The organism is Streptomyces sp. NPDC002690 (assembly GCF_053592415.1).
Window position 1 is genome coordinate 13,284 of the sequence record NZ_JBSFVR010000026.1, and the last position, 22,897, is coordinate 36,180.

The 22,897-nt window shown below is 67.5% G+C and carries 21 protein-coding genes, 1 tRNA gene and 4 pseudogenes; 16 read left to right on the forward strand and 10 right to left on the reverse strand.

What is annotated here, in order from left to right; translation table 11 throughout:
- Nucleotides 1-95: 95 nt before the first annotated feature.
- On the forward strand, nucleotides 96-221 hold the full coding sequence (locus ACWD3D_RS06240; RefSeq protein WP_451459748.1) for a hypothetical protein: 126 nt from the start codon (nucleotides 96-98) through the stop codon (nucleotides 219-221).
- An 80-nt stretch (nucleotides 222-301) separates the two neighbouring features.
- Here ACWD3D_RS06240 and ACWD3D_RS06245 read toward each other — a convergent pair whose 3' ends face one another.
- Nucleotides 302-613: an ATP-binding protein gene (locus tag ACWD3D_RS06245; protein ID WP_451459749.1), complete on the reverse strand. Its 312-nt coding sequence runs from the start codon at nucleotides 611-613 to the stop codon at nucleotides 302-304.
- A gap of 294 nt (nucleotides 614-907) precedes the next feature.
- Between ACWD3D_RS06245 and ACWD3D_RS06250 the strand changes: the two are divergent.
- The 4 genes and pseudogenes from ACWD3D_RS06250 to ACWD3D_RS06265 all read left to right on the forward strand — a co-directional run.
- A pseudogene (locus tag ACWD3D_RS06250) lies at nucleotides 908-1,039 on the forward strand (helix-turn-helix domain-containing protein); the annotation flags it as partial.
- A 198-nt stretch (nucleotides 1,040-1,237) separates the two neighbouring features.
- Complete coding sequence (locus tag ACWD3D_RS06255; RefSeq protein WP_451459772.1) at nucleotides 1,238-2,161, forward strand: heavy metal transporter CzcB; 924 nt, start codon at nucleotides 1,238-1,240, stop codon at nucleotides 2,159-2,161.
- Nucleotides 2,158-2,556 (forward strand): annotated as a pseudogene (locus ACWD3D_RS06260) (hypothetical protein). The gene ACWD3D_RS06255 and the pseudogene ACWD3D_RS06260 overlap by 4 nt, the downstream one beginning before the upstream one ends.
- 811 nt (nucleotides 2,557-3,367) lie before the next feature.
- Nucleotides 3,368-4,942 (forward strand): ImmA/IrrE family metallo-endopeptidase, encoded by a 1,575-nt coding sequence (locus ACWD3D_RS06265; RefSeq protein ID WP_451459750.1) that lies wholly within the window; start codon nucleotides 3,368-3,370, stop codon nucleotides 4,940-4,942.
- Between the two features lie 15 nt (nucleotides 4,943-4,957).
- On the opposite strand, the pseudogene ACWD3D_RS06270 reads toward ACWD3D_RS06265, so the two are convergent.
- Nucleotides 4,958-5,754, reverse strand: a pseudogene (locus tag ACWD3D_RS06270) (IS5 family transposase).
- Nucleotides 5,755-5,907: 153 nt separating this feature from the next.
- Between ACWD3D_RS06270 and ACWD3D_RS06275 the strand changes: the two are divergent.
- On the forward strand, nucleotides 5,908-6,423 hold the full coding sequence (locus ACWD3D_RS06275; protein ID WP_451459751.1) for a hypothetical protein: 516 nt from the start codon (nucleotides 5,908-5,910) through the stop codon (nucleotides 6,421-6,423).
- Between the two features lie 148 nt (nucleotides 6,424-6,571).
- Here the strand turns inward: ACWD3D_RS06275 and ACWD3D_RS06280 are convergent, their stop codons facing one another.
- The 3 genes from ACWD3D_RS06280 to ACWD3D_RS06290 form a co-directional block, all read right to left on the reverse strand.
- Nucleotides 6,572-7,624: a serine hydrolase domain-containing protein gene (locus ACWD3D_RS06280; protein ID WP_451459752.1), complete on the reverse strand. Its 1,053-nt coding sequence runs from the start codon at nucleotides 7,622-7,624 to the stop codon at nucleotides 6,572-6,574.
- Between the two features lie 82 nt (nucleotides 7,625-7,706).
- Nucleotides 7,707-8,798 (reverse strand): glycosyltransferase family 4 protein, encoded by a 1,092-nt coding sequence (locus ACWD3D_RS06285; protein WP_451459769.1) that lies wholly within the window; start codon nucleotides 8,796-8,798, stop codon nucleotides 7,707-7,709.
- 5 nt (nucleotides 8,799-8,803) lie between these two features.
- Nucleotides 8,804-9,340: a dCTP deaminase gene (locus ACWD3D_RS06290; RefSeq protein ID WP_451459753.1), complete on the reverse strand. Its 537-nt coding sequence runs from the start codon at nucleotides 9,338-9,340 to the stop codon at nucleotides 8,804-8,806.
- A gap of 94 nt (nucleotides 9,341-9,434) precedes the next feature.
- Here ACWD3D_RS06290 and ACWD3D_RS06295 point away from each other — a divergent pair.
- A pseudogene (locus tag ACWD3D_RS06295) lies at nucleotides 9,435-9,611 on the forward strand (flavoprotein); the annotation flags it as partial.
- Nucleotides 9,612-9,666: 55 nt separating this feature from the next.
- On the opposite strand, the gene ACWD3D_RS06300 reads toward ACWD3D_RS06295, so the two are convergent.
- A tRNA-Gly gene (locus tag ACWD3D_RS06300) sits at nucleotides 9,667-9,740 on the reverse strand.
- A gap of 263 nt (nucleotides 9,741-10,003) precedes the next feature.
- On the opposite strand from ACWD3D_RS06300, the gene ACWD3D_RS06305 reads away from it, so the two are divergent.
- The 3 genes from ACWD3D_RS06305 to ACWD3D_RS06315 all read left to right on the forward strand — a co-directional run bounded on the left by ACWD3D_RS06305 (nucleotide 10,004) and on the right by ACWD3D_RS06315 (nucleotide 11,585).
- Complete coding sequence (locus ACWD3D_RS06305) at nucleotides 10,004-10,213, forward strand: hypothetical protein (RefSeq protein ID WP_451459754.1); 210 nt, start codon at nucleotides 10,004-10,006, stop codon at nucleotides 10,211-10,213.
- Nucleotides 10,214-10,480: 267 nt separating this feature from the next.
- Nucleotides 10,481-11,056: a dCTP deaminase gene (dcd, locus tag ACWD3D_RS06310; protein WP_266706996.1), complete on the forward strand. Its 576-nt coding sequence runs from the start codon at nucleotides 10,481-10,483 to the stop codon at nucleotides 11,054-11,056.
- Between the two features lie 25 nt (nucleotides 11,057-11,081).
- Nucleotides 11,082-11,585: a phosphoribosyltransferase gene (locus ACWD3D_RS06315; protein ID WP_451459770.1), complete on the forward strand. Its 504-nt coding sequence runs from the start codon at nucleotides 11,082-11,084 to the stop codon at nucleotides 11,583-11,585.
- Nucleotides 11,586-11,675: 90 nt separating this feature from the next.
- Here the strand turns inward: ACWD3D_RS06315 and ACWD3D_RS06320 are convergent, their stop codons facing one another.
- The 3 genes from ACWD3D_RS06320 to ACWD3D_RS06330 all read right to left on the reverse strand — a co-directional run bounded on the left by ACWD3D_RS06320 (nucleotide 11,676) and on the right by ACWD3D_RS06330 (nucleotide 15,813).
- A complete protein-coding gene (locus ACWD3D_RS06320; protein ID WP_451459755.1) occupies nucleotides 11,676-12,686 on the reverse strand; it encodes a Yip1 family protein in 1,011 nt (336 codons plus the stop codon).
- Nucleotides 12,687-12,914: 228 nt separating this feature from the next.
- Nucleotides 12,915-15,176, reverse strand: coding sequence for a (Fe-S)-binding protein (locus ACWD3D_RS06325; protein WP_451459756.1), 2,262 nt, complete (start codon nucleotides 15,174-15,176; stop codon nucleotides 12,915-12,917).
- Nucleotides 15,177-15,258: 82 nt separating this feature from the next.
- Entirely contained in the window at nucleotides 15,259-15,813 is a 555-nt protein-coding gene (locus ACWD3D_RS06330; RefSeq protein WP_451459757.1) for a sugar transferase, read from the reverse strand.
- A gap of 667 nt (nucleotides 15,814-16,480) precedes the next feature.
- Here ACWD3D_RS06330 and dnaK point away from each other — a divergent pair.
- The 4 genes from dnaK (at nucleotide 16,481) to ACWD3D_RS06350 (ending at nucleotide 20,782) form a co-directional block, all read left to right on the forward strand.
- Nucleotides 16,481-18,331, forward strand: coding sequence for a molecular chaperone DnaK (gene dnaK, locus ACWD3D_RS06335; RefSeq protein WP_451459758.1), 1,851 nt, complete (start codon nucleotides 16,481-16,483; stop codon nucleotides 18,329-18,331).
- Complete coding sequence (gene grpE, locus ACWD3D_RS06340) at nucleotides 18,328-18,966, forward strand: nucleotide exchange factor GrpE (RefSeq protein WP_451459759.1); 639 nt, start codon at nucleotides 18,328-18,330, stop codon at nucleotides 18,964-18,966. The genes dnaK and grpE overlap by 4 nt, the downstream gene beginning before the upstream one ends.
- A 174-nt stretch (nucleotides 18,967-19,140) precedes the next feature.
- On the forward strand, nucleotides 19,141-20,334 hold the full coding sequence (dnaJ, locus tag ACWD3D_RS06345; RefSeq protein WP_451459760.1) for a molecular chaperone DnaJ: 1,194 nt from the start codon (nucleotides 19,141-19,143) through the stop codon (nucleotides 20,332-20,334).
- A gap of 1 nt (nucleotide 20,335) precedes the next feature.
- Complete coding sequence (locus ACWD3D_RS06350; protein ID WP_387375671.1) at nucleotides 20,336-20,782, forward strand: heat shock protein transcriptional repressor HspR; 447 nt, start codon at nucleotides 20,336-20,338, stop codon at nucleotides 20,780-20,782.
- Between the two features lie 123 nt (nucleotides 20,783-20,905).
- Here ACWD3D_RS06350 and ACWD3D_RS06355 read toward each other — a convergent pair whose 3' ends face one another.
- Nucleotides 20,906-21,886: a helix-turn-helix transcriptional regulator gene (locus tag ACWD3D_RS06355; RefSeq protein WP_451459761.1), complete on the reverse strand. Its 981-nt coding sequence runs from the start codon at nucleotides 21,884-21,886 to the stop codon at nucleotides 20,906-20,908.
- Nucleotides 21,887-22,026: 140 nt separating this feature from the next.
- Here ACWD3D_RS06355 and ACWD3D_RS06360 point away from each other — a divergent pair, with 140 nt between their 5' ends.
- Both ACWD3D_RS06360 and ACWD3D_RS06365 read left to right on the forward strand, forming a co-directional pair.
- Entirely contained in the window at nucleotides 22,027-22,482 is a 456-nt protein-coding gene (locus tag ACWD3D_RS06360) for a hypothetical protein (RefSeq protein ID WP_451459762.1), read from the forward strand.
- Nucleotides 22,479-22,799, forward strand: a complete 321-nt coding sequence (locus tag ACWD3D_RS06365; RefSeq protein WP_451459763.1) for a (2Fe-2S)-binding protein — start codon at nucleotides 22,479-22,481, stop codon at nucleotides 22,797-22,799. Before ACWD3D_RS06360 ends, ACWD3D_RS06365 begins: the two co-directional genes overlap by 4 nt.
- Nucleotides 22,800-22,897: the final 98 nt, after the last annotated feature.

Genomic DNA, 22,897 nt, shown 5'->3' on the forward strand with positions numbered 1-22,897 from the left:
TCCAACATGCCCAACATCCGCCCCTTCGCCCCAGGTCACCGATCTGGAACGACAGGCGCCGGCAACTGATCCGTGAAACCCTCAGCCTGCTGTTGATGATCCACGTGACCGCAGGCGACGTCACCTACCGGCAGGCCGCCGCCGTCATACTGCCCGCCCTGCGGGAGCGGTTCCCCGCACTGACGAAACTGTGGGCCGACGCGGCTGCACCGGCACCCTGATCACCTGGGCCCTGGCCGTTCTCTACCTGGTCGGCACGGTGATCAAGGGCACCGACGACAGATCTGAGTGAGGGGCATGGTCATCTCCTTGGAAGCAGGGCGTGTACGGCCGCGTCGGGACATGCGGGCGGCGCCGGCACCGTGATCTCGGCCCAGCACCGCTTCCCGGAGGCGGTCGCCTCGACGTCGTGGCGGGCGGCCAGCGCCGCGACGATGAGCAGGCCGCGTCCGCTCTCGTCATCCGCACCGGGCAGGCCGGCCTTCGGAAGTACGGGACTGGAGTCGCAGACCTCGATGCGCACCCGGCCGTCGTTCAGCTCCGCGGCCACCGAGATGGGGCCGAATCCGGCATGACGCACGGCGTTGGTCAGCAGGTCGGTTACCAGCGCCACGTCCTCCCATCCAGCCGCCAGTCACGAACCCCCGCGACGACCCGGTGTCTGGAGTCCGTGACGGCGTACGGCGTGCCGGCTACGGAAAAGCTGAAGCGAAGCGTTCCACAGGAGTGCCTCCCGGTCGTGTGCGGCCTGATCAGAGAACCGTCCGGGGCGGTGAGCGGGATTGCCCGGCTGCCCGCTCCGCATGGCTTATGCAGAAGCTGCATGACCGCCAAGTGCGCGGTGACTTACGCTCGGTTGAGAAGGCAGGATCGGGCGCGCCGAAAGGGGCCGTGGCACAGATGACCGATGCGCACGACGTGGCGAGACGGCTCGGCGAGGTGCTCCGCCGCGCGCGTGCTCGCCAAGCGGTCCCAGACGGACGTTGCTGCCGCGCTCGGCTATCACCAGTCGAAGGTGAGCCGACTTGAACAGGGGAAGGGCACCGAGGACTCCCAGGTATTGCGTTCCATCGCACGGAAGTTGGGTGTCCCCTTATCCTCCGTCGGCCTGGCCGACGTTCCCGATGCCAGCGACTCCCACGCCGAGACAGATGACATGCATCGCCGTACGTTCCTTGCCACCAGCTTGGCCACGCTCGCAGCGCAACCTTCCTCGTCCCACGGCTACGGCGCGCTTGTGCACGCACTCCTCCCCGGGCCGTTCCCTCCGGCAGGGGGCGAGACGCAAGACCTCTCCCAACTCGGCAAACGTGTTTCGGACGTTCGTCGTCTTCTCTACGCCTGCGACTACACGGATCTGGAGCGAACTCTCCCCGCTCTGATCACGGATCTCCGTCACGCGGCGCCTGGTTCGGACGAGGCGACGGCTCTGCTGGCCACCGCTTACCAGACCTCTGCCAGTCTGCTTCTTAAGCTCGGCGATCCGGGCAACGCGTGGGTGGCGGTCGGGCGCGCGATGGCCGAGGCGGAACGCAGCGGCGACCCGGTCGTCCTGGCTTCCAGCGTTCGCGTCCACGCACACCTGCTCGCCCGCGAGAAGCACACGTCCCAAGCCATCACCCCGGTCCGGCACACTGCCGACCAGCTCACCGGCGCCTACGACCAGCGGCCCCCGCGCTACCTGGCCGCGCTCGGCCTGCGTCTGCTGCGTGGCGTCACCGCCGCGAGCAGCGCGGGTGACCGCTCGGCCACCCGCGACTTCCTCACGGAGGCCAAGGAGGTCTCTCGTTTCGCCACGCTCGACCACTCCGATGCCTGGGCCAACTTCAGCCCGACGAACGTCAGCCTCCACGGCGTGAGCGCCGCGGTGGCCTTCGGTGACGCCGGGCTCGCTCTGGAGGCCGCGCGCCCGCTCATGCGGCGGCACATTCCCGCCCCCGAGCGACGGGCTGCTCTCTGGGTCGAGACGGCCCGCGCGTACAGCCAGCAGGGCCGGCTCGACCAGGGCTACCAGGCGCTTCGCATCGCCGAGAGCTGCGCGGCCCAGGACGTCCGCCGCCCGGCAATCCGGGAGCTCGTCGCGGACGTGGCTGCCCGTGACCGTCGCCGTACGCTGCCCGAACTGCACTTGTTCAGCCGTCAACTGGGAGTCCCCGCGTGAACGAGTATCCCGACCAGCAGGCCAAGAAGCCCTTTCTCTACATCGGCGTGTGCGGCTCGGGCATCGCTGATGGTGTGGGCCGGCTGATCGGTGCGGCCCAGGAAGCCGGGTGGGGCGTGGGCGTCATCGCTACCCCGCAGGGCCTTAGTCGTACGGCCTCGGCATCCCGACCGCCGCCCTGCCCTATGTGAACTCCGCCCAGGCTGCCCATCCCGCGTACGCCGAGAGTTTGCGGAAGCTGCGCGCACCGCCCCAAGACGGGTGGCGGCGCGGACCGCTTCCGCTGGGAGGAAGCCCTCGACCCTGGCAACGCCGAGGGTGGCGGCCACGCCGTGAGCCCTGTGGCCCGCGCAGCGAAAAGGCCCCTGGCTGACCGGCCGGGGGCTCTCGTGTGACATGACTGGAGCGGGTGACGAGAATCGAGCTCGCGCTCTGAGCCTGGGAAGCTGCATCCTCCAGCCTCTAATCACTGCCCTGACGGTCCTATTGTGGCGACACAGACAGTCTGAGGGCATCACCGTGATTGACCGCGGCTGTCCGCCCTAGGTGGTGCATAAGTGGTGCATAGGTGGTGTGTAGGTGGTGCGCGCCCGCTCCGTGACGGACAGACCTCCGGAGCGGGCGCGCAGACGCCGCCCCCCACAGGGCCGCTTGGCAAGCAGGCAGTCCTGGCTTTGCCTCTCAGCTTTTGGCGTGGACCAGCTCGCGCTGGCTCCCACACGCTGTCTATCTGGCGCCAGAAAGGTGTGGTAGTGGGGCAAAGTTGCCCTAGGGTGTTGCTTGTGCAGCGTCGCCCTACACACGTTTACCTGCCCTCTGCCATGCTGTGAGAGGTGCCAGGGATCGGCGGCGGGGGTTGACCTATGGACGAGCAAACGACTGACGAAGATCAGCGCGCGGAGCCGACGTACGAGGCCAACCGGAAGCACAAGCCCGTGCCACAGCCCGGTCGACGTGGCTCGATCTGTCCGCGTGATGCGGACGGCCCAACGCTGCTGAAGGTGAGCGATCAGGTGGGACGCCAGCGCTATGCGACTGACGGTACACGGGCGTTCGAGGCTCAGTGTCATGATGCGATACGCAACCTGTGGCATGGCTACCCTGTGAGTTGGGACGAAGTTCCCCCCAAGCTGGTCGCCAAGTGGGTGGAAGAGGCGAAGGTCCAACGTAGGACAGTGCGGCAGGCGAGAAGGAGGCGAAATTAACGTGGCTGTAACGTGGGAACGCTTTAGTGGAGCTACGGATGCGTTTGCAATTCGTCTTTCTTTTATGCCTGACCCTGATCGAGGCAGTGCGGCTGAACCTGAAGAGAGTTCCTCCTGGGGGGCTCTCCAGATTTGGGTTGCCGGACAAAATATTTGCGCCCATGTTGACCAGGGTGAAGTCCTTCAAAGCTCGCATTGGTATCTACTTCCTTTCCTTGAGTGGTTGGCTGATGCTTGGAATCCTCTCCTTCATGAAGAGCGGTTGCCAAATAGGAATCTAGAATCGACGGCCGTCACGTCGCTTGATCGAACCCGAAACGCGCCGCCACTTGCGACTGAGCAAGCAATTCTTGCTTGGGAAGAGGAGTGGTACGACTGGCGCTCGCGCCACGCACTCCGGTCCGCACGGGCTGGCGGCCTCCTGCCAAACCTTGTTTTGCGTAGAGTTCGCGACACCGTTGAGGTCAGCTGGGATGATGAGCCCTTGGCAGGCACAGAATCCGATTTTGCGTTCAGCTTCAGTGGTGGCGCTGCCCTCTTGCCTCCAAAGGATGTCGCAAATCCTTTGTTCGAAGTTGCTTCTGCGGCAGTAGATTACTTGTACGCACAACACCCGGACAGCGCTCGAATTCAGAAGGTAAAGACCGCGCTGGCGTCACTGAAGGTGCCTGCCGAAAATAGTGCCCGATTGAGCTGGCTGGCGGGCTTGCGGCTGCCCTCTCTGGGGCCGGGGGTGGCCGAAGAGGTCGGGGGAAGGATCGGGGAATCGTGGGAACGAGTTCGTAGCGCACTGGGTAATTCTCCTGCTGCTCAGGCCGCTTTGACTATCGAAGGAAAGACCCCTCTGGTGGTGACTGGATCTTGCCAGGCGGCACTACTTTTTGGCAGTGTTTCCCCGACCATTTCTGCCCCGGACGTCGAGAGCCTAGCTGCTCTATTGATTGAGCAGTATGACGGATCTGGAGAAGTTCACTCCCTTCTGGAGGAGTATTCGGAGGGAGTCTCTGTTTCCTTGCGCTCACCTGCATGGGAGCAAGGTTACGAGTTGGCGGAAACCCTTCATGATGAAATCGAGTCCGTCGGTTTTGTGGACATCGAGGAATTTGTCGATTCTCTTGGTATTCAGCAGAAGTCTATTCGGCTCGCTGACGTGAATGTTCGCGGCTGTAGCTTGGTCGGTCCGCAGCACGTACCCACGATCGCCTTGAATTCCTCATATGTGCGAGGGAACTCGGTTCGGGTGAACCGATTCTCTATCGCTCACGAGCTTTGTCACTTGTTGTATGATCGAGATAGGGGAAAGCGTCTAGCGATCGCGAGTGGGCCTTGGGCTCCTGTGAATATCGAGCGCCGGGCAAATGCTTTCGCCGCAATGTTTCTGATGCCTACCCCATTGTTGCAGGAGGCGATCTCGGCAAGTCCCGATTCTGTTAGCACGGTAGAGGGGGTAGCCTTCGTGGCTAACAGGCTCCAGGTGAGTTTTCACGCCGCCGTCGAGCACCTCTTCAATCTGACCTTTATGACAGAGGAAGAGAAGCAGGCTCTTCTGGGGCGACCGAATGGATCATCCCGCTAAGAGCTCGTAGCACGATCATGGTCGGGTCTTCTTGAGGCGTCGGTAGCAGATGAGGCTGCAGGCGAGAGATGAAGGCGTCGTGGAGTTCGGTGCGGCGTTCCCAGCGGACGGCGAGTCGTTTGAGCAGGGCGAAGGTCTGCTCGACGACGTATCGCAGCTTGCTGATGCCTTTGACGTTGGGTGATCCCTTGCGGGAGGTGACGGGCAGGATTCGTCGGCGACGGAGCTCGTCGCGGTTGGGGTTGGAGTCGTAGCCTTTGTCGCCGAGAAGGGCATCTGGTCGTCGGCGAGGCCGGCCGGGTCGCCTGCGACGGGTGGGATGCCGTCGACCCGGGCCGGCGTATGGGTGACGTCATTGACGTTGGCCGCGGTCGTGATGACTCTAAGTGGGGTGCCGCGTCCGTCGCAGATCAGGTGGTGTTTGCTGCCTGTCTTCCGCCGGTTGACCGGCGACGGACCGGTGTCGGCGCCCCCTTTTTTCGCGCGGATGTGGGAACCGTCCACACACGCACGTGACCAGTCGAGTTCACCGGCCGCATTCAGCTCGGCGAGCAGGACCCGATGCAACTGGTCGAAGACTCCTGCCTGCTGCCACCGGTCCAGCCGGCGCCAGTAGGTCTGTCTCGAGCCAAACCAGAGCTCCAGGGGCAGGAGTTGCCAGGCTATGTCGTTTAGAGGACGAACAGGATGCCCTGGAGGCAGAGCCGGTCCGACACCGGACGCGGCCCCGGAGACCGCTCCGGCCACGGCGGCAGCAACGACTCGACCAGTGCCCACAACTCATCGTCCACGATCCACGGTCGAGTACCCACACCCTCACGAACAGCCGGATCAGCACACCGGTAACGGCCTACCAGGACGATTTAGCAAGATCGTGTTACGAGCTCTTGCAACCTTTCCACTGGTACAAGAGTCTTGGGACTCTGGGACGTCCGCATTCCAAGTGGTCGCGTAGGAGGGGTGCCATGGATGCTGGAACTTCGGCTGTGCTTGCGGGCGGTATCGCTGGTGCCGTTTCGCTGGTCGGCACTTGGATTACGTATCAGCAGTCCAAGCGGCAGACGAGATCCGAGGCTCAACTTCAGCTCAGAGAAACCCGGAAGCGCACGTACAGCGACTTCTTGCTGGCGTGCCGGGAAGCTCTCAACGCGCTTGCCGAGTTGCGAGAGGAAGGGGCAGGGGAGGTCGATGGAGGGTTTATCGAGCATACGACTGGCCAACATCAACCCGTGTTGCAACGTGCCCTAGCAGCAGTGAGCTTGGAGGGCCCCGAGGCGGTCAGCGACGCTGCCAACAAGGCTGTGAAAGCCTTCAGTGAACTGCATCATGAAGCTGTTCTCTGGAACATGAGTGGGGGAGACACGCACGACGATGGTAGACCGGTTGGCTTCGGCGGCGACTACGCCCACGACATCAGGGTGGCGATGGACCGTTACCTGAAGGAAGCGCGAAAGTCTTTGGCTACGTCCGCAGACGGATAAGTTGAGACCGCGCGTCGGCAAAGCTGAAGCGCGGGCTGATGGCCTCAGGCTCCATAGGGGAACGGGTGCCGAGGTAGTGGTTTACCTTCTCGACGTGGTGTTCACGAAGGGCTCGCTTGGCTGACTGCTCATGGTGCGGATCGCTCGCTTAGGAACATGCCTCGATCCTTGTGAATGCCAGTTCGCGAAATGTATCTCGAATGTCGGCCAAGGGCTGCCGGTCGCGCGTGTAGTAGACCTTGTTAGTGAGGAAGACGGCCCAACGGCTGATGGCAGGGGAGATCCACATGCCGGTGCCGGTGAACCCGTAGTGGACCCATACATCGTCACCATCGCCCGTCTTGAGGGCAGGGTGCCAGCACAATCCGCGGGCGGGTTCGAGACTCTCGGTCTGAACGGTGAGCGACCGAGCGATCCAGCCGGCACCGAAGCTGACGGTGCAGCCGCTGCTCGCAGGGTCCAGCATGTGCCGCAGGAAGCCCGCTAGGTCCTCAACGACGGTGAAGGCCCCAGCGATGCCGCAGACTCCGCCCAACAGCCGGGCGGAGAAGTCGTGGGCGGTGCCCTTGAGATGGGTGTCGGTGTCTTGGTCCAGCTCGGTGGGGGCGCTGCGGGCGACGAGTTCTGCGGGGAGCGGGCCGAAGCGGGTGGTGTTCATGCCGAGGGGACGCCAGGTCCGTTCGGTGGCGAGTTGGTCCAGTGGCATGCCCGAGAGGTGTTCGGCGAGGAAGCCGAGGATCAGGGCAGCGCGGTCGGTGTACTCGACGGCCTCGCCCGGTGGCCGGTGCAGTGGTTCGCGCAGGACGCCTCTGCGGATGTTGGTGTGGTCCGTGCCGTACTGGTTCTTCAGCTGGGCGCGGAGGGGGACGCCGGCGGTGTGGGTCAGCAACTGCCGCGCTGTGACCCGCCCGAGCTCGTACTCTGCGACATCGGGCCAGTACGAGCCCAGCCGGGCGTCCAGGTCGAGGCGGCCGTCCTCCCACAGCGCCCCGATCGAGGACCAGACGGCGAGGATCTTGGTGAGGCTGGCGGCGTCGAAGACGGTGTCCAGGCGCATCCGGTGTTCTGGTTCGTCCGGGTCGAGGACGCCCGAGGCGCCGCTGGCGAGGATGCCGGTGGAGTCCCCCACGGCCCAGACCGCACCGGGGTAGACCTTGTTGCGGACGCCTTCGTCCAGCAGGGCTTGAATGCGGTCGATCATGGTCTCCCTTTTCGTTGCCGTGGGGTCTCCGTCGCCCAGGGTAGGGACGCCGCCGCAGCAGCCGATGGTTCGACGCGGCGTCCTAGCTGAGCACTTGGCGGCCGAGCGCGTGGAGAGCGGCTTGGGTTGAGGAGAGCGGGGACCGGCGGGCGTTGGCGAGACCTGCTGCCTGCAGTGCGGGCAGGACGCTGCTGGAGGTACGCATGCGCTGGAGGTCTCGGGCTACGGCTCCGGGGCGGCCGAAGTCGGTGGGTGCCGCGGAGGCGCCGAGTGCCTCGTTCAGTCCGGGCACGGGCTGGTAGAGGACGGGGAGTCCGCACGCCTGGGCTTCGAGGGCGACCAGGCCCATGGCCTCCAGGGTGGTGGACGGCATGACGAGGAGGTCGTGGTCCGCGAAGGTTTTCCACAGCTGTGGTCGGCGGAGCCAGCCGAGGTAGCGGGCTCGAATGCCGGCTCGCCGGAACAGGGGTGCCAGCGACTGGTATTCGCTCTGCGGCGCGGCGATGCTCAGCTCGATCCCCTGCGCGGGGGCGAGGCTTTTGATGAGGGCTTCGCCGCCCTTCTCGGGCGTGAGCCGACCGGCGTACAGCAGGCGCAGGTGGCTCGCCGGGGTGCTCGTCGTTCGTGCGGGCGGGCTGGTGATGAGGTGGTCGGGGATTCCCCAGGGGATGTGGACGATCTTCCGGCGGTCGATCTTCGGGGCCAGCTTGAGGAGGCGGTCGGTCATGGCGTGGGTGGGGACCACGATCGCGTCGGATGCCCGCGCGGTCTCGCGCAGGACACGGAGCTGGTCGCGGTGGCCTTCGGCGAAGAGCAGGTCGGTGCCGTGGACCAGGGCGATCCTCGCGTGGGCCGGCAGGGCCCGCATCAGTGCTGGGGTTGCTCTGAAGGCGGGGTGTTGCAGGTGCAGGATGTCGATCCTGGACGGGTCGATCGCCTGCCGGAGGGCCGTACGGAGTTCGGCCACGTATCTGCCGAAGGCGGGGCCGTCCAGACACTTTCCTCGTACGGACAGCAGCTCCAGGCCGGGTCGGCGGTGCGGAGTGGCGCCTTCGGGGGCGAGCATGAACGCTTGGGCCGGGATGCCGGGGCGGTTGCCGGTGTAGAGGTCCAGGAAGAGCTCCACGCTTCCGCCGGGGCTGCCGGCGGGCAGGTCGAGGGCTGTGGCGACCATGGGATTCACGACTGGCCTCCCTGCATCTCTTCGTAGAGACGGGAGGTCTCGATCCCCGCGCTGGAGCGGTACTTGAGGCCGAGCTGCTGGTAGCTCGCCGCCGTGCCGAAGGTCTGGTGGAAGGTGACTTTCCCGAAGACCATGAGCGGATAGATCCGTACGAGACGGGCCGCGCGGATCTCCAGGGTCCACCGGATGGCGTGACCCTGGTGCCCGAGCGGGGCGGAGACGTGGACCCATATCCCGCGCGCGCCGATGCTCCGGCTGCCGTTGAGGAACTGCGCGTACGTCTCCGATCCGGTCCTCTCGTGGGTGACGCCGAGGTACAGGACGCCGGGGACGAGGACGTAGCCCTCCGGAGGGATGGCGATCTCGCGGCTGGGGGTGCGGGAGGCCGCGTCGAGGTCGCCGTCGCAGATGCGCAGGGTGTCGCCGAGCCGCCAGTCGTAGGCGTTCGGCGAGAGGTGCGCGGGATCGTAGGGCTCGATGGTGAGGGCGCCGTCGGCCCGTGCGGCGGCGATGGCCGGGCCGGTGAGGATCACGACTCCGCCGATCCGGCCGGCGGGAGGTCGCGCCAGTACGCGGAGGGCTGTGGGCCCGTGGCCGCCTGGTACTTGCCGCTGTAGAGGTCGACGGGACTCCGCCCAGGTCGTCCGTCCCGCGTACGCCGAGAGCCTGCGGAAGCTGCGTGCGATGGGCATCCTGATCGGTTCCTACGAACCCCACCGGCCCAAGGCGGGTGGCGGGGCGGACCGTTTTCGCTGGGACGAAGCACTCGACCTGCTCGGCCCTGCGGTGGCCGCGCGGACGTGATCCGCGTCATCAGAACAGCAAAGAAGCCCCGGACCGTTGGTCTGGGGCTTTCTGGTGGAGCGGGTGACGAGAATCGAACTCGCGCTCTGAGCTTGGGAAGCTCATGTTCTACCATTAAACTACACCCGCGAGCAGCGCCGATGATCGGCTGTGCATGCTCGCACACTGTACCTCATGGCAGGGCCCCGGCGAATCCGTCGCGGGCCCTTTCGGCGTTTCGGGGGGCTTGTCGTGGTGTGGGGTGGGGGGAGCGAGGGGGTGGGGTTGACGGGTGTGCGGTGGGCGGGAGTTGGGGGCGTAGGTTGGAGCGGAGCGGCGTGTGGAGCGGGTCCTGTTCATCCCCTAATGTGTGGCTTTCTCGTTCGAGGCCGGTTGGTTGGGGAAGGGACTTGATGGAGTCGTTGAAGGCAGTGGCAGCAGTGGGGTCGGGGGAATTGGCGGAGCGCACCGTCGTCCGTTGCGCGGAGGGGCATGTGTTCGCCACCTCGACGTTTCCGATGCAGCAGCTCGGGTCGGACCGGATCGGGCCCGGGCGGCTGATCCGGTGCCCCCGGTGCGCGCGGCTGCGCAGCTCGGTCCCGGTGATGCCGGGCCGGCGGTAGCCGGGCCCGGCAGCAGGAAAGGGTAGCCGGTAGTCCGGAGCCGTAGTTCGGAGCCGTAGTCCTGAGGGATTCCGGGGACGGTGCGGCGTTCCGGTGAAAAGAGACCGGTGAAAAGAGACCGGTGAACAGAGACCGGTGAACAGAGCCGGTGAAAGGGTCGGCGGCAGGTCGGCGGAAGGGCCGACGGAGGCCGTCATCGGTGGTGGGGCAGGCGCGCGGGTGCGGTCCGGTTGGGGCGGGCTCGCGCGTTCTGCGTATCCTCGGATCGTGCTTCTCTCTGACAAAGACCTCCGGAACGAGATCGACAGCGGTCGGGTCCGTATCGACCCGTTCGATCCGTCGATGGTTCAGCCTTCGAGCATCGATGTGCGGCTGGACCGCTACTTCCGGGTGTTCGAGAACCACCGCTACCCCCACATCGACCCCGCCGTCGAGCAGCCCGACCTGACCCGGACGGTCGAGCCGGAGGGGGACGAGCCGTTCATCCTGCACCCCGGTGAGTTCGTTCTCGCGTCGACGTACGAGGTCATCACGCTGCCGGACGACCTGGCCTCGCGGCTGGAGGGCAAGAGCTCGCTCGGGCGGCTCGGGCTGGTGACGCACTCCACCGCCGGGTTCATCGACCCCGGGTTCTCGGGGCACGTGACGCTGGAGCTGTCGAATCTGGCGACGCTGCCGATAAAGCTGTGGCCGGGGATGAAGATCGGGCAGCTGTGCATGTTCCGGCTGACCTCGCCGTCGGAGTTCCCCTACGGTTCGGAGCGGTACGGCTCCCGCTACCAGGGGCAGCGCGGTCCGACGGCCTCGCGTTCGTACCTGAACTTCCACCGCACCCAGGTCTGACACGAAGGACGCCGAGATGACGGGCATGGCAGCCGCGGAGGACCGGGAGAACCTGACCTACGAGGGGTTCGGGGGCGCCGTGCGCGAGCTCGCCCAGGCGGTCGCCGACGACGGGTACGAGCCCGACGTGGTGCTGAGCATCGCGCGGGGCGGTGTGTTCGTGGCCGGTGGTCTGGCGTACGCGCTGGACTGCAAGAACATCCACCTGGTGAACGTGGAGTTCTACACCGGCGTGGGCACCACCCTGGAGATGCCGGTCATGCTGGCGCCGGTCCCGAACGTCGTGGACTTCACGCGCAAGAAGGTCCTGATCGCCGACGACGTCGCCGACACCGGCAAGACGCTGAAGCTGGTCCGCGACTTCTGCCTGGACCACGTCGCCGAGGTGCGCAGCGCGGTGATCTACGAGAAGCCGCAGTCGCTCGTGAAGTGCGAGTACGTGTGGAAGAAGACCGACCGCTGGATCAACTTCCCGTGGAGCGTCGAGAAGCCTGTGGTGCGGCGTACGGGGCAGGTTCTCGACTCCTGACCCCCGGCTTCCCGGAGATGTGACGAAGGGCCCCGACCGCTGGTACCCAAGGGGAGCGGTCGGGGCCCTTCGTCGTACGCGTGACGCGGCTCAGATCGTGCCGAGCTTGAGGATGGAGAGCAGGCCGATCAGCTGGATCGCCGAGGCGCCCAGGGCCTTGGGCCACGGCAGGTCGTGGGACTTGCTCACCATCGAGGTGAAGAGCGCTCCGGCGGCCAGCAGGGTGATCCAGCCGACGATCTGGACGAACGAGTTCTCGCCGCCCAGGAAGAGGGCGAAGAGCAGCCGGGGCGCGTCCGTGATCGACATGATCAGCATGGAGAGGCCCACGGTGGGCTGCCAGGCTCCGTCGCCGCCGAGCTGGCGGGCCAGGGTGTGGGTCACCGCGCCGAGGACCAGGCCGCCGACGACGAAGCCGAGCCCGGTGAAGAGGACGTACGGGACTGCCGTGGAGATGGTGGCGTTGATGGCCTCTTCGCGGGCCTGGTCGAAGCCGAACAGTGCCAGCAGTCCGTAGACGAAGGTGACGATCAGGGCGGGGCCCCAGACGGGGTAGTCCCGCATCTGCCAGAACGTCGCGCCCGGGCGCAGCACGATCCCCGACAGCAGGTCCTTCCAGGCCAGGCGCGGTCCGGCCGGCTGGGCCGGGGCGGTGCCCGCCTGGTAGGTGCCGCCGGCGGTGTACGGGTCGTCGCCGATGCTGAACGCCTGCGTGTGCCCCGGGTTGTTCGCGTACGGGTCGTGGCGCGGCGCCTCCTGGTACGGGTCGCCGAAGTACTCCGGCTCGCCGTGCCCGCCCGGCTGCTGCCCGCCGTGCTGCTGCTGTCCGCCCGGCCGCTGTCCGCCCGGCTGTTGCGGGCCGCGGGCCTCGTAGCCGCGGGGCGCGCTGGTGTAGCCGCCGCCGTTGCCGTACGGGTCCGCGCGGGGCGTGCCGTACTGCGGCGGGGCGGGGGTGCCGCCTGCCTGCGGCCACTGCTGGGCGCCGTACGGGGGTTGTGGTGCCTGCCCTCCGTACGACTGCCGCTGCTGCGGTTGCCGCGCTTGCTGCGGTTGTTGCGGGGTGCGGTTGTCCCGGCCGCGTCCGATCCTGAATCCAGCCACGTGATCGAACGTACCTGGTCCCCGGGGCGCCCGGTGCGGGAGCGGGGGGACCGGGACGGCTTTGCGGCTGAGCTGTGACATCCCGTACGGGTATACGGGCCGTCCCCGTACGGGTGAATTCCGGGTGCTGGTGCGTGAGGTGCCTGAGATGCGTCAGGTACGCGAGAAGCGGCCGGTCCTGCCCCCGAGGCAGGTCCGACCGCTTCTCGCTGTGCGGGTGGTGGTGCGTTACGCGGCCGGTTCCGGCTCGGGCTCCGGCTGGGGCTCGGGCTCCGGCTCGACCGGCTTCTTCACGGACTCCAGCAGGAGCTGCGAGACGTCCACGACCTGGATCGACTCCTTGGCCTTGCCGTCGTTCTTCTTGCCGTTGACCGAGTCGGTCAGCATGACGAGGCAGAACGGGCAGGCGGTGGAGACGATGTCCGGGTTGAGGGAGAGGGCCTCGTCGACACGCTCGTTGTTGATGCGCTTGCCGATCCGCTCCTCCATCCACATCCGCGCGCCGCCGGCGCCGCAGCAGAAGCCGCGCTCCTTGTGGCGGTGCATCTCCTCGTTCCGCAGGCCCGGAACGCTTCGGATGATCTCGCGCGGCGGTGTGTAGACCTTGTTGTGACGGCCCAGGTAGCAGGGGTCGTGGTACGTGATCAGACCCTCGACCGGGGTCACCGGGACGAGCTTGCCCTCGTCCACCAGGTGCTGGAGCAGCTGGGTGTGGTGGATGACCTCGTACTCGCCGCCGAGCTGCGGGTACTCGTTGGCGATGGTGTTGAAGCAGTGCGGGCAGGTGGCGACGATCTTCTTCGTCGCCTTCGCCTTCTTGGTCGAGTCGTCGTCGTCATCCTCGCCGAACGCCATGTTCAGCATCGCGACGTTCTCCTGACCGAGCTGCTGGAACAGCGGCTCGTTGCCCAGGCGGCGGGCGGAGTCACCGGTGCACTTCTCGTCGCCGCCCATGATCGCGAACTTCACGCCCGCGATGTGGAGCAGCTCGGCGAAGGCCTTGGTGGTCTTCTTCGCCCGGTCCTCCAGGGCGCCGGCGCAGCCGACCCAGTAGAGGTAGTCGACCTCGGTGAGGTCCTCGACGTCCTTGCCGACGATCGGGACCTCGAAGTCGACCTCCTTGGTCCACTCGACGCGCTGCTTCTTGGCGAGCCCCCAGGGGTTGCCCTTCTTCTCCAGGTTCTTGAGCATCGTGCCCGCCTCGGACGGGAACGCGGACTCGATCATCACCTGGTAGCGGCGCATGTCGACGATGTGGTCGATGTGCTCGATGTCGACGGGGCACTGCTCGACGCAGGCACCGCAGGTGGTGCAGGACCAGAGGACGTCCGGGTCGATGACACCGTTCTCTTCGGCGGTGCCGATCAGCGGGCGCTCGGCCTCGGCGAGAGCCGCGGCCGGGACGTCCTTGAGCTGCTCCTCGGTCGCCTTCTCGTTGCCCTCGGCGTCCTTGCCGCCACCGGCCAGCAGGTACGGCGCCTTGGCGTGCGCGTGGTCGCGCAGGGACATGATCAGCAGCTTCGGGGAGAGCGGCTTGCCGGTGTTCCAGGCGGGGCACTGCGACTGGCAGCGACCGCACTCGGTGCAGGTGGAGAAGTCGAGGATGCCCTTCCAGGAGAACTGCTCGACCTGGGAGACGCCGAAGACGTCGTCCTCGCCCGGGTCCTCGAAGTCGATCTCCTTGCCGCCGCTGGTCATCGGCTTGAGCTCGCCGAGCGCGACGGCTCCGTCCGCGTTCCGCTTGAACCAGATGTTCGGGAAGGCGAGGAAGCGGTGCCAGGCGACACCCATGTTGGTGTTCAGGCCGACGGTGATCGCCCAGCCCATGGTGACGCCGAGCTTGATCATCGCGGTGAGGTAGACGAGGTTCTGCAGCGTGCCCAGGCTCAGGCCCTTGAACGCGGCGACCAGCGGATACGAGGCGAAGTACGCGGCCTCGTAACCGTCCACGTGGTGCAGCGCGCCTTCGAGTCCGCGCAGGGTCATGATCGCGAGGCCGATGACGAGGATGACCGCCTCGACGAAGTACGCCTGGCCCATCTTGGAGCCCGCGAAGCGGGACTTGCGGCCCGGACGGGTCGGCAGGTTCAGCTGGCGGATCGCGATGAGGACGAGGATGCCCACCGTCGTCGCGAGGGCGATGAACTCCGTGTACGCCTCGTACGGCAGCCAGCCGCCGAGGACCGGGAGCACCCAGTCGGCCTTGAACAGCTGTCCGTAGGCCGTGACGATGGTCAGGCCCAGGGTCAGGAAGCCGACGGCGACGAACCAGTGCGCGACGCCGACGATGCCCCACCGGTTCATCCGGGTGTGGCCGACGAACTCCTTGGCCAGGGTGATCGTGCGGTTCTTGGGGTCGTCGGTGCGGCTGCCCGCGGGGACCGGCTGTCCGAGGCGGACGAACCGGTAGATCTGCGCGACGGCTCGGGAAATGAGCGCAACGCCGACCACGGTCAGCACCAGCGACACGATGATCGCGGCGAGTTGCATGTAAGGGCTCCTCGGGCCTGCGAGGGTGGGATTTTGACACTACTAAGCAGTAACTTAATCAGTCTGTGCTGACCCTATCCACTTATTCCAGTGGGCTGTAGCCGGGCAGCCGGTGATCTGTGTCGCTCAGGCCGCCCTTGGCCCGCCGGGTCATTCCACGGAGGGTCGCGCGCACAGGAGTGTGCACGGATTCCGCCAGGATTGCCAGATCGAGCCCGATTCGCTGGATTTGGGTACGGCTCCGGGTCAGGGTCTGGGCGTAGTGCAGGTCGAGCAGGGCCGCCTCGTCCCAGGGCATCCCCGAGCGGGCGCGCACCTGCGCGAGCCCGGTCAGTCCGGGGCGCAGCTCCAGCCGCCAGCGGCGCGGCCCGCCGTCCAGGAGCCGGGGGTCGTCCGGCGGGAGCGGTGCCGGCCCGACCAGCGACAACTCCCCGCGGACGACGTGCACCAGCCGGGAGAGCACGTCGAGCCGGAATCGCCGGGTACGCAGCGACCGCAGGACGAAGGTGCGCCCGCCGAGGCCGGCCCGGGTGCTCCGGTCGACCACCGCGCCGGAGCCGTGCCGTACGGCGAGGGCGAGCGCGGCGGCCAGCAGGACGGGAGCCGCCAGCAGCAGCAGAGCCGAGCCGAGGGTCACGTCCAGCAGCCGTTTGGCCCCGCCGTCGAGGGGCAGGGGCGGTGCCGGTGGGCGTACGGGGAGCCGGGCCGGTGCCGGTGGGCGTACGGGTTGCCGTGCCGGTGTCCGTACCTCCCCGGGCGGCGGGACGGGCCTGGCGCCCGGCGTGGGGGCCGGAGGCCGGACCCCGCGCGGTGCGGGGTCCAGGGGTCGGACCGGCCGGGCCGCCTGGAGTGACTGCCACCATGCGCCGCCGCTCTGTCTGTAGCGCCGCTGCCTCGCGTTCCGCATCGCGCCCGCCCGGGTTTCGGAGTTCGGTGGAGTCCGGGACCGGTGCGTTTTGACCGGCTCTCGGCATTTTGTGACAGAACAATCCCACGGTGCGATGGTGGGACGGGGGGAGCGGCGCGCGCCGCTCCCCGCGTGTCTCGCCGGTGGTGCGCCAGGTGCCGTGCCGGAGCGTCCCGGGGCCCGCCCGAAGGCAGGGGCCGCGCGGCGGGTGGGGTGCGTGGGGTGGCCGCCCGGTGGTCGAGAGGCCCGTGCACTGCGCTGAGCTGCACATTCATCGCCTGGCGCCAAGGATCGGCACTTAAGTTGAGTCGGCTTGACTCAGGTCCGTTGACTCTTCGCCGGGTGTCATGCATCCTTGAGTCAGATCCGCTCAAGTAGTTCTTCAGGAGGAATCGAAATGGCACGTGCGGTCGGCATCGACCTGGGCACGACTAACTCCGTCGTCAGCGTTCTCGAAGGCGGCGAGCCCACCGTCATCACCAACGCCGAAGGCGCCAGGACCACGCCGTCCGTCGTCGCCTTCGCGAAGAACGGCGAGGTGCTCGTCGGCGAGGTGGCCAAGCGTCAGGCCGTCACCAACGTCGACAGGACCATCCGCTCCGTCAAGCGCCACATGGGCACTGACTGGAAGATCGACCTCGACGGCAAGAGCTTCAACCCGCAGCAGATGAGCGCCTTCATCCTGCAGAAGCTGAAGCGCGACGCCGAGGCCTACCTGGGCGAGAAGGTGACCGACGCGGTCATCACCGTCCCGGCGTACTTCAACGACTCCGAGCGTCAGGCGACGAAGGAGGCCGGTGAGATCGCGGGCCTCAACGTCCTGCGCATCGTCAACGAGCCGACCGCCGCCGCGCTGGCGTACGGCCTCGACAAGGACGACCAGACGATCCTCGTCTTCGACCTCGGTGGCGGCACCTTCGACGTGTCGCTCCTGGAGATCGGCGACGGTGTCGTCGAGGTGAAGGCCACCAACGGTGACAACCACCTCGGTGGTGACGACTGGGACCAGCGCGTCGTCGACCACCTGGTGAAGCAGTTCGCCAACGGCCACGGCGTGGACCTGTCCAAGGACAAGATGGCTCTCCAGCGTCTCCGCGAGGCCGCGGAGAAGGCGAAGATCGAGCTCTCGTCCTCGACCGAGACCACGATCAACCTGCCCTACATCACGGCGTCCGCCGAGGGCCCGCTGCACCTGGACGAGAAGCTCACGCGCGCCCAGTTCCAGCAGCTGACCTCCGACCTGCTGGACCGGTGCAAGAGCCCGTTCCACAACGTCATCAAGGACGCGGGCATCGCGCTCTCCGAGATCGACCACGTCGTTCTCGTCGGTGGCTCGACCCGTATGCCGGCCGTCGCCGAGCTCGTCAAGGAGCTGACCGGTGGCCAGGACGCCAACAAGGGCGTGAACCCGGACGAGGTCGTCGCCATCGGCGCCTCGCTCCAGGCCGGTGTCCTCAAGGGTGAGGTCAAGGACGTCCTGCTCCTCGACGTCACCCCGCTGTCCCTCGGTATCGAGACCAAGGGCGGCATCATGACCAAGCTCATCGAGCGGAACACGACGATCCCGACCAAGCGGTCCGAGATCTTCACCACCGCCGAGGACAACCAGCCCTCCGTGCAGATCCAGGTCTACCAGGGCGAGCGCGAGATCGCGGCGTACAACAAGAAGCTCGGGATGTTCGAGCTGACGGGCCTGCCGCCGGCCCCGCGCGGCGTGCCGCAGATCGAGGTCACCTTCGACATCGACGCCAACGGCATCATGCACGTCGGAGCCAAGGACCTCGGCACCGGCAAGGAGCAGAAGATGACCGTCACCGGTGGCTCCTCGCTGCCGAAGGACGAGGTCAACCGGATGCGCGAAGAGGCCGAGCAGTACGCCGACGAGGACCACCGTCGTCGTGAGGCCGCCGAGACGCGCAACCAGGGCGAGCAGCTCGTCTACCAGACGGAGAAGTTCCTCAAGGACAACGAGGACAAGGTCCCCGGCGACGTCAAGACGGAGGTGGAGACCGCGCTCGGCGAGCTGAAGGAGAAGCTCAAGGGCGAGGACACCGCCGAGATCCGCACGGCCACCGAGAAGGTCGCCGCCGTCTCCCAGAAGCTGGGCCAGGCGATGTACGCCAACGCCCAGGCCGATGGTGCGGCCGCCGGTGAGCCCGGCGCCGAGCAGGCCCGTCCGGCCGACGACGACGTCGTCGACGCCGAGATCGTGGACGACGAGAAGGACAGCAAGGGCGGTGCGGTGTGACGGAGGAGACCCCGGACTTCGAAGAGAAGCCCGACGTCCCTTCCGGCGCCACCTCCGACGACGCCGAGCCGAAGGCCGCCTCCGAGGAGGCGGCCCCGGCCGGGGACGCTGACCAGACCGCAGGCCTGACCGCGCAGCTGGACCAGGTACGCACGGCGCTCTCCGAGCGCACCGCGGACCTCCAGCGGCTGCAGGCCGAGTACCAGAACTACCGTCGCCGCGTCGAGCGGGACCGGGTCACGGTCAAGGAGATCGCCTCGGCGAACCTCCTGACCGAGCTCCTCCCCGTCCTCGACGACGTCGGCCGGGCCCGCGAGCACGGCGAGCTCGTCGGCGGCTTCAAGTCGGTGGCCGACTCCCTGGAGTCGATCGTCACCAAGCTGGGTCTCCAGCAGTTCGGCGAGGAGGGCGAGCCCTTCGACCCGACGATCCACGAAGCCCTGATGCACAGCTACGCGCCGGACGTCACGGAGACGACCTGCGTGGCGATCCTGCAGCCGGGGTACCGCTTCGGCGAGCGCACCATCCGCCCCGCGCGGGTCGCCGTCGCGGAGCCGCAGCCGGGCGCCACGCCCGCGGCGGGCAAGGAAGAGAAGGCAGACGACGAGGAGAGCGGTGGCACTGAGGAGGTCTGACATCACGTCGGACCACTCGGTCGCACACCGACCGGCCGGGCGGCCGGCCCCAGGGCCGGCCGCCAGGGCCTTTCGCGGGGACCGGTGCGGACCGGGGAGCGACAGCGCTCCCCGTGAGCCGGACATGTCCAGGGTGAGAGGCCCACGGCCGATCGTCCGGAAGGAGGGACGTCGATGAGCACGAAGGACTTCGTCGAGAAGGACTACTACAAGGTCCTCGGCGTCCCGAAGGACGCCACCGACGCCGAGATCAAGAAGGCGTACCGGAAGCTCGCCCGCGAGTTCCACCCGGACGCCAACAAGGGTGACGCCAAGGCCGAGGAGCGCTTCAAGGAGATCTCCGAGGCGAATGACGTCCTCGGGGACGCCAAGCGGCGCAAGGAGTACGACGAGGCGCGCGCCCTCTTCGGCAACGGCGGGTTCCGGCCCGGTCCCGGTGCCGGAGGCGGTTTCCCCGGAGGCTTCGACCTCGGGGACCTCTTCGGAGGTGCCCAGGGCGGCCCCGCCGGCCAGGGCGGCGGCGGATTCGGCGGCGGGGGCGGCCTCGGCGACGTGTTCGGCGGGCTGTTCAACCGCGGCGGCGGCGCCGGTACGCGCGTGCAGCCGCGCCGGGGCCAGGACATCGAGACCGAGGTGACGCTCAGCTTCACCGAGGCCGTCGACGGGGCCACGGTCCCGCTGCGGATGTCCAGCCAGGCACCCTGCAAGGCGTGCTCCGGCACCGGCGACAAGAACGGCACCCCCCGGGTCTGCCCGACCTGCGTCGGTACGGGACAGGTCTCGCGCGGCAGCGGTGGCGGGTTCTCGCTCACCGACCCGTGCGTGGACTGCAAGGGCCGCGGCCTGATCGCCGAGAACCCCTGTGAGGTCTGCAAGGGCAGCGGACGCGCCAAGTCCGCCCGCACCATGCAGGTCCGCATCCCGGCGGGCGTCTTGGACGGGCAGCGCATCCGGCTGCGCGGCAAGGGCGGCCAGGGCGAGCGCGGCGGTCCGGCCGGCGACCTCTACGTCGCCGTCCACGTGGACGCGCACCCGGTCTACGGCCGCAAGGGCGACAACCTCACCGTCACCGTGCCCGTCACCTTCCCGGAGGCGGCACTCGGCGGCGAGGTGAAGGTCCCCACCCTCGGTGGCCCTCCGGTCACCCTCAAGATCCCCGCGGGTACCCCGAACGGGCGTACGATGCGCGCCCGTGGCAAGGGCGCCGTGCGTAAGGACGGCACCCGGGGCGACCTCCTCGTCACCGTGGAGGTCGCGGTGCCCACGGAGCTGGGCGACGAAGCCAGAGAAGCGCTGGAGGCCTACCGCAAGGCGACCGCGGTCCAGGACCCGCGGGCCGACCTGTTCCAGGCCGCGAAGGGAGCTTGAGATGGACGGCCGCCGACGTAACCCGTACGAACTGACCGACGAGACCCCGGTGTACGTGATTTCGATCGCGGCCCAGCTCTCGGGCCTGCACCCGCAGACACTCCGTCAGTACGACCGCCTCGGTCTGGTCTCCCCGGACCGCACGGCCGGCCGTGGACGGCGTTACTCGGCCCGTGACATCGAACTGCTCCGCAACGTGCAGCAGTTGTCCCAGGACGAGGGCATCAACCTGGCCGGCATCAAGCGCATCATCGAGCTGGAGAACCAGGTCGCCGCGCTCCAGCAGCGCGTCGCCGAGCTGTCCGCCACGGTGGACGGGGCGGCGGTCGCCATGCGGCAGGCCGAGGCCCAGGTGCACGCCTCGTACCGGCGCGACCTCGTGCCGTACCAGGACGTGCAGCAGACCAGCGCGCTGGTCGTCTGGCGGCCGAAGCGGCCGAAGGACTGACGGCGGACCGACGTGTGCCGCCCGTCCGGTCCGTGGGGCCCGTCACCCGGTGATACCGGTGGCGGGCCCTTTCCGTGCGTGGGTGATCGCGGTCCGCGGCCCCTGTCCGCGGCGCGTCGGGTGTCAGTCCTCGCTGAGGATGCCCGACTGGGCTATCAGGAAGCCGAGTTGGGCTCGGCTGCTGCTGCCCAGGGTGGTGGCGAGTTTCGCGATGTGCGCCCGGCAGGTCCGTACGTTCATCCCCAGCCGGCGGGCGATCGAGTCGTCCACGTGCCCCTCGACGAGGAGTTGGGCGATGGAACGCTGGACGGCGCTGATGCCGTCCGGCGTGGGCTCGTACCGGATCTCCTCCAGCAACGGTGTGGCCCGGGTCCAGAACTGCTCGAAGACCGAAGCAAGGTAGGCGACCAGCCCTGGGTGGCGTAGTTCCAGGGCGACTTGGCGGTCGTCCTGGGCCGGGATGAAGGCGACGGTGCGGTCGAAGACGATGAGGCGCTCGATGAGTTCCTCGGACGTCCTGATCTCCACCTTCGCGTCGGCGATGCGCTCCGCGTAGGCCAGGGTGCTGGGGCTGTAGCGAACCGTGTGCTGGTACAGCGTCCGCATGCGGATGCCGCGGTGGACGACGGAGAGGCCGCGCTCCAGGGCCTTTCCGAGCCGGTCCTCGTTCCGTCCGCCGCCGGGCTGGATGGTGAGGACCTCGGTGCGGCATTCTGCGGTGGCGATGTCCAGGGCGCCGTTGATCCGGGTCACGCCTTCCAGCACGGTGATGGCGTGGGTGGCCGGCGGTCCCTGCGCGCTGATGTCCATGAAGGGCTCGAAGGACTGGGCGAGCCGCACCGAGTGGCGTCTGCGTTCCTGTATCTCGCGCTCCAGGGGATTCACGTGCTGCGCGAGTGCGGTGGAGGGCGGTACGGGGCGCAGCCAGTCCGGGTCGTCGGGGTCGGCGTGCAGCAGGGCGAACTCCATCAGGCACGGGGCCGGTTCGACCTCGTCGCGCGCGATCCGTCCGGAGCGCAGTGCGCCCGAGTAGAGACGTTTGCCGTCCTCGCACAGTTCGGTGATCCCGTGAGGATGTGTCGTTTTCGTGTCTCTTGTGATCATTTCTCCACCCCCCAGGTTCCTGAACATGCAAGAACATGATGCATCGAGTCTGTGGTGTTCACAGGGTCGTGTGAGACATCGTCTTAGGAGCGGGGGAGATGAATCCACAAGTGAGGACGAAGCCGACTATGGATAAGCGAATGCTTCGCTCGGTGCTTGCCGCCTCGTTCGTCGCGGCCCTGGGTTTCGGGCTGGTGGGCGCGGGCGACATCGGCTGGGACAGTGAGGCGGCTGCTGTCCCGGGGGACATTGGCTGGAACAGCGCAGCTTCGGCGACGCCCGGCGACATCGGCTGGGATTCGCTGAACAAGGTTCAGGGTGACATCGGCTGGGACGCGGTCCGGGCGGACATCGGCTGGAACTCGTTCAACAAGGTCCAGGGTGACATCGGTTGGGACGCGGTCCAGGCGGACATCGGCTGGGACTCGCTGAACAAGACTCAGGGTGACATCGGTTGGACCGTGCAGGCGGCGGCGCCCGGTGACATCGGCTGGGACTCGCTGAACAAGGTCCAGGGCGACATCGGCTGGGATTCGCTGAACAAGGTTCAGGGTGACATCGGCTGGGACGCGCTCCCGGCTTCCGCAGACGCATGACCACCCCGCCGGACGACCGGATCTTCCGGCGCGAGATGGCCTCGGCCTATCGCTCGGGGTGGCACTTCGTCGACCTGCTCACCGCTCTGCCGGGCCCGGGTGACTCGTTGATGGTCACCTTGCTCGGAGAGCCTGTAGTCGTCGTGATGGAGGAGGGCGAAGAGATTCGCGCCTACCGCTGTCTGCGCAGGCCACGTGGCGCCCCACAGCCCGTGCGCTGCGCGGTGAGGTACGGCATGATCTTCGTCAATCTGGACCAGCGCGACCATGAACTGTTCGACCTCGAGACCATCTCCGCCACCCCCCGAAGCGCCTGAGCGATCCCCCGAACCACCACATCGCTCAAGCGCGTCCCCCACACAGCGGCGCCACCGTGACCTGACACGGTGGCGCCGCTGTGCTTGTGGCGGGCGCG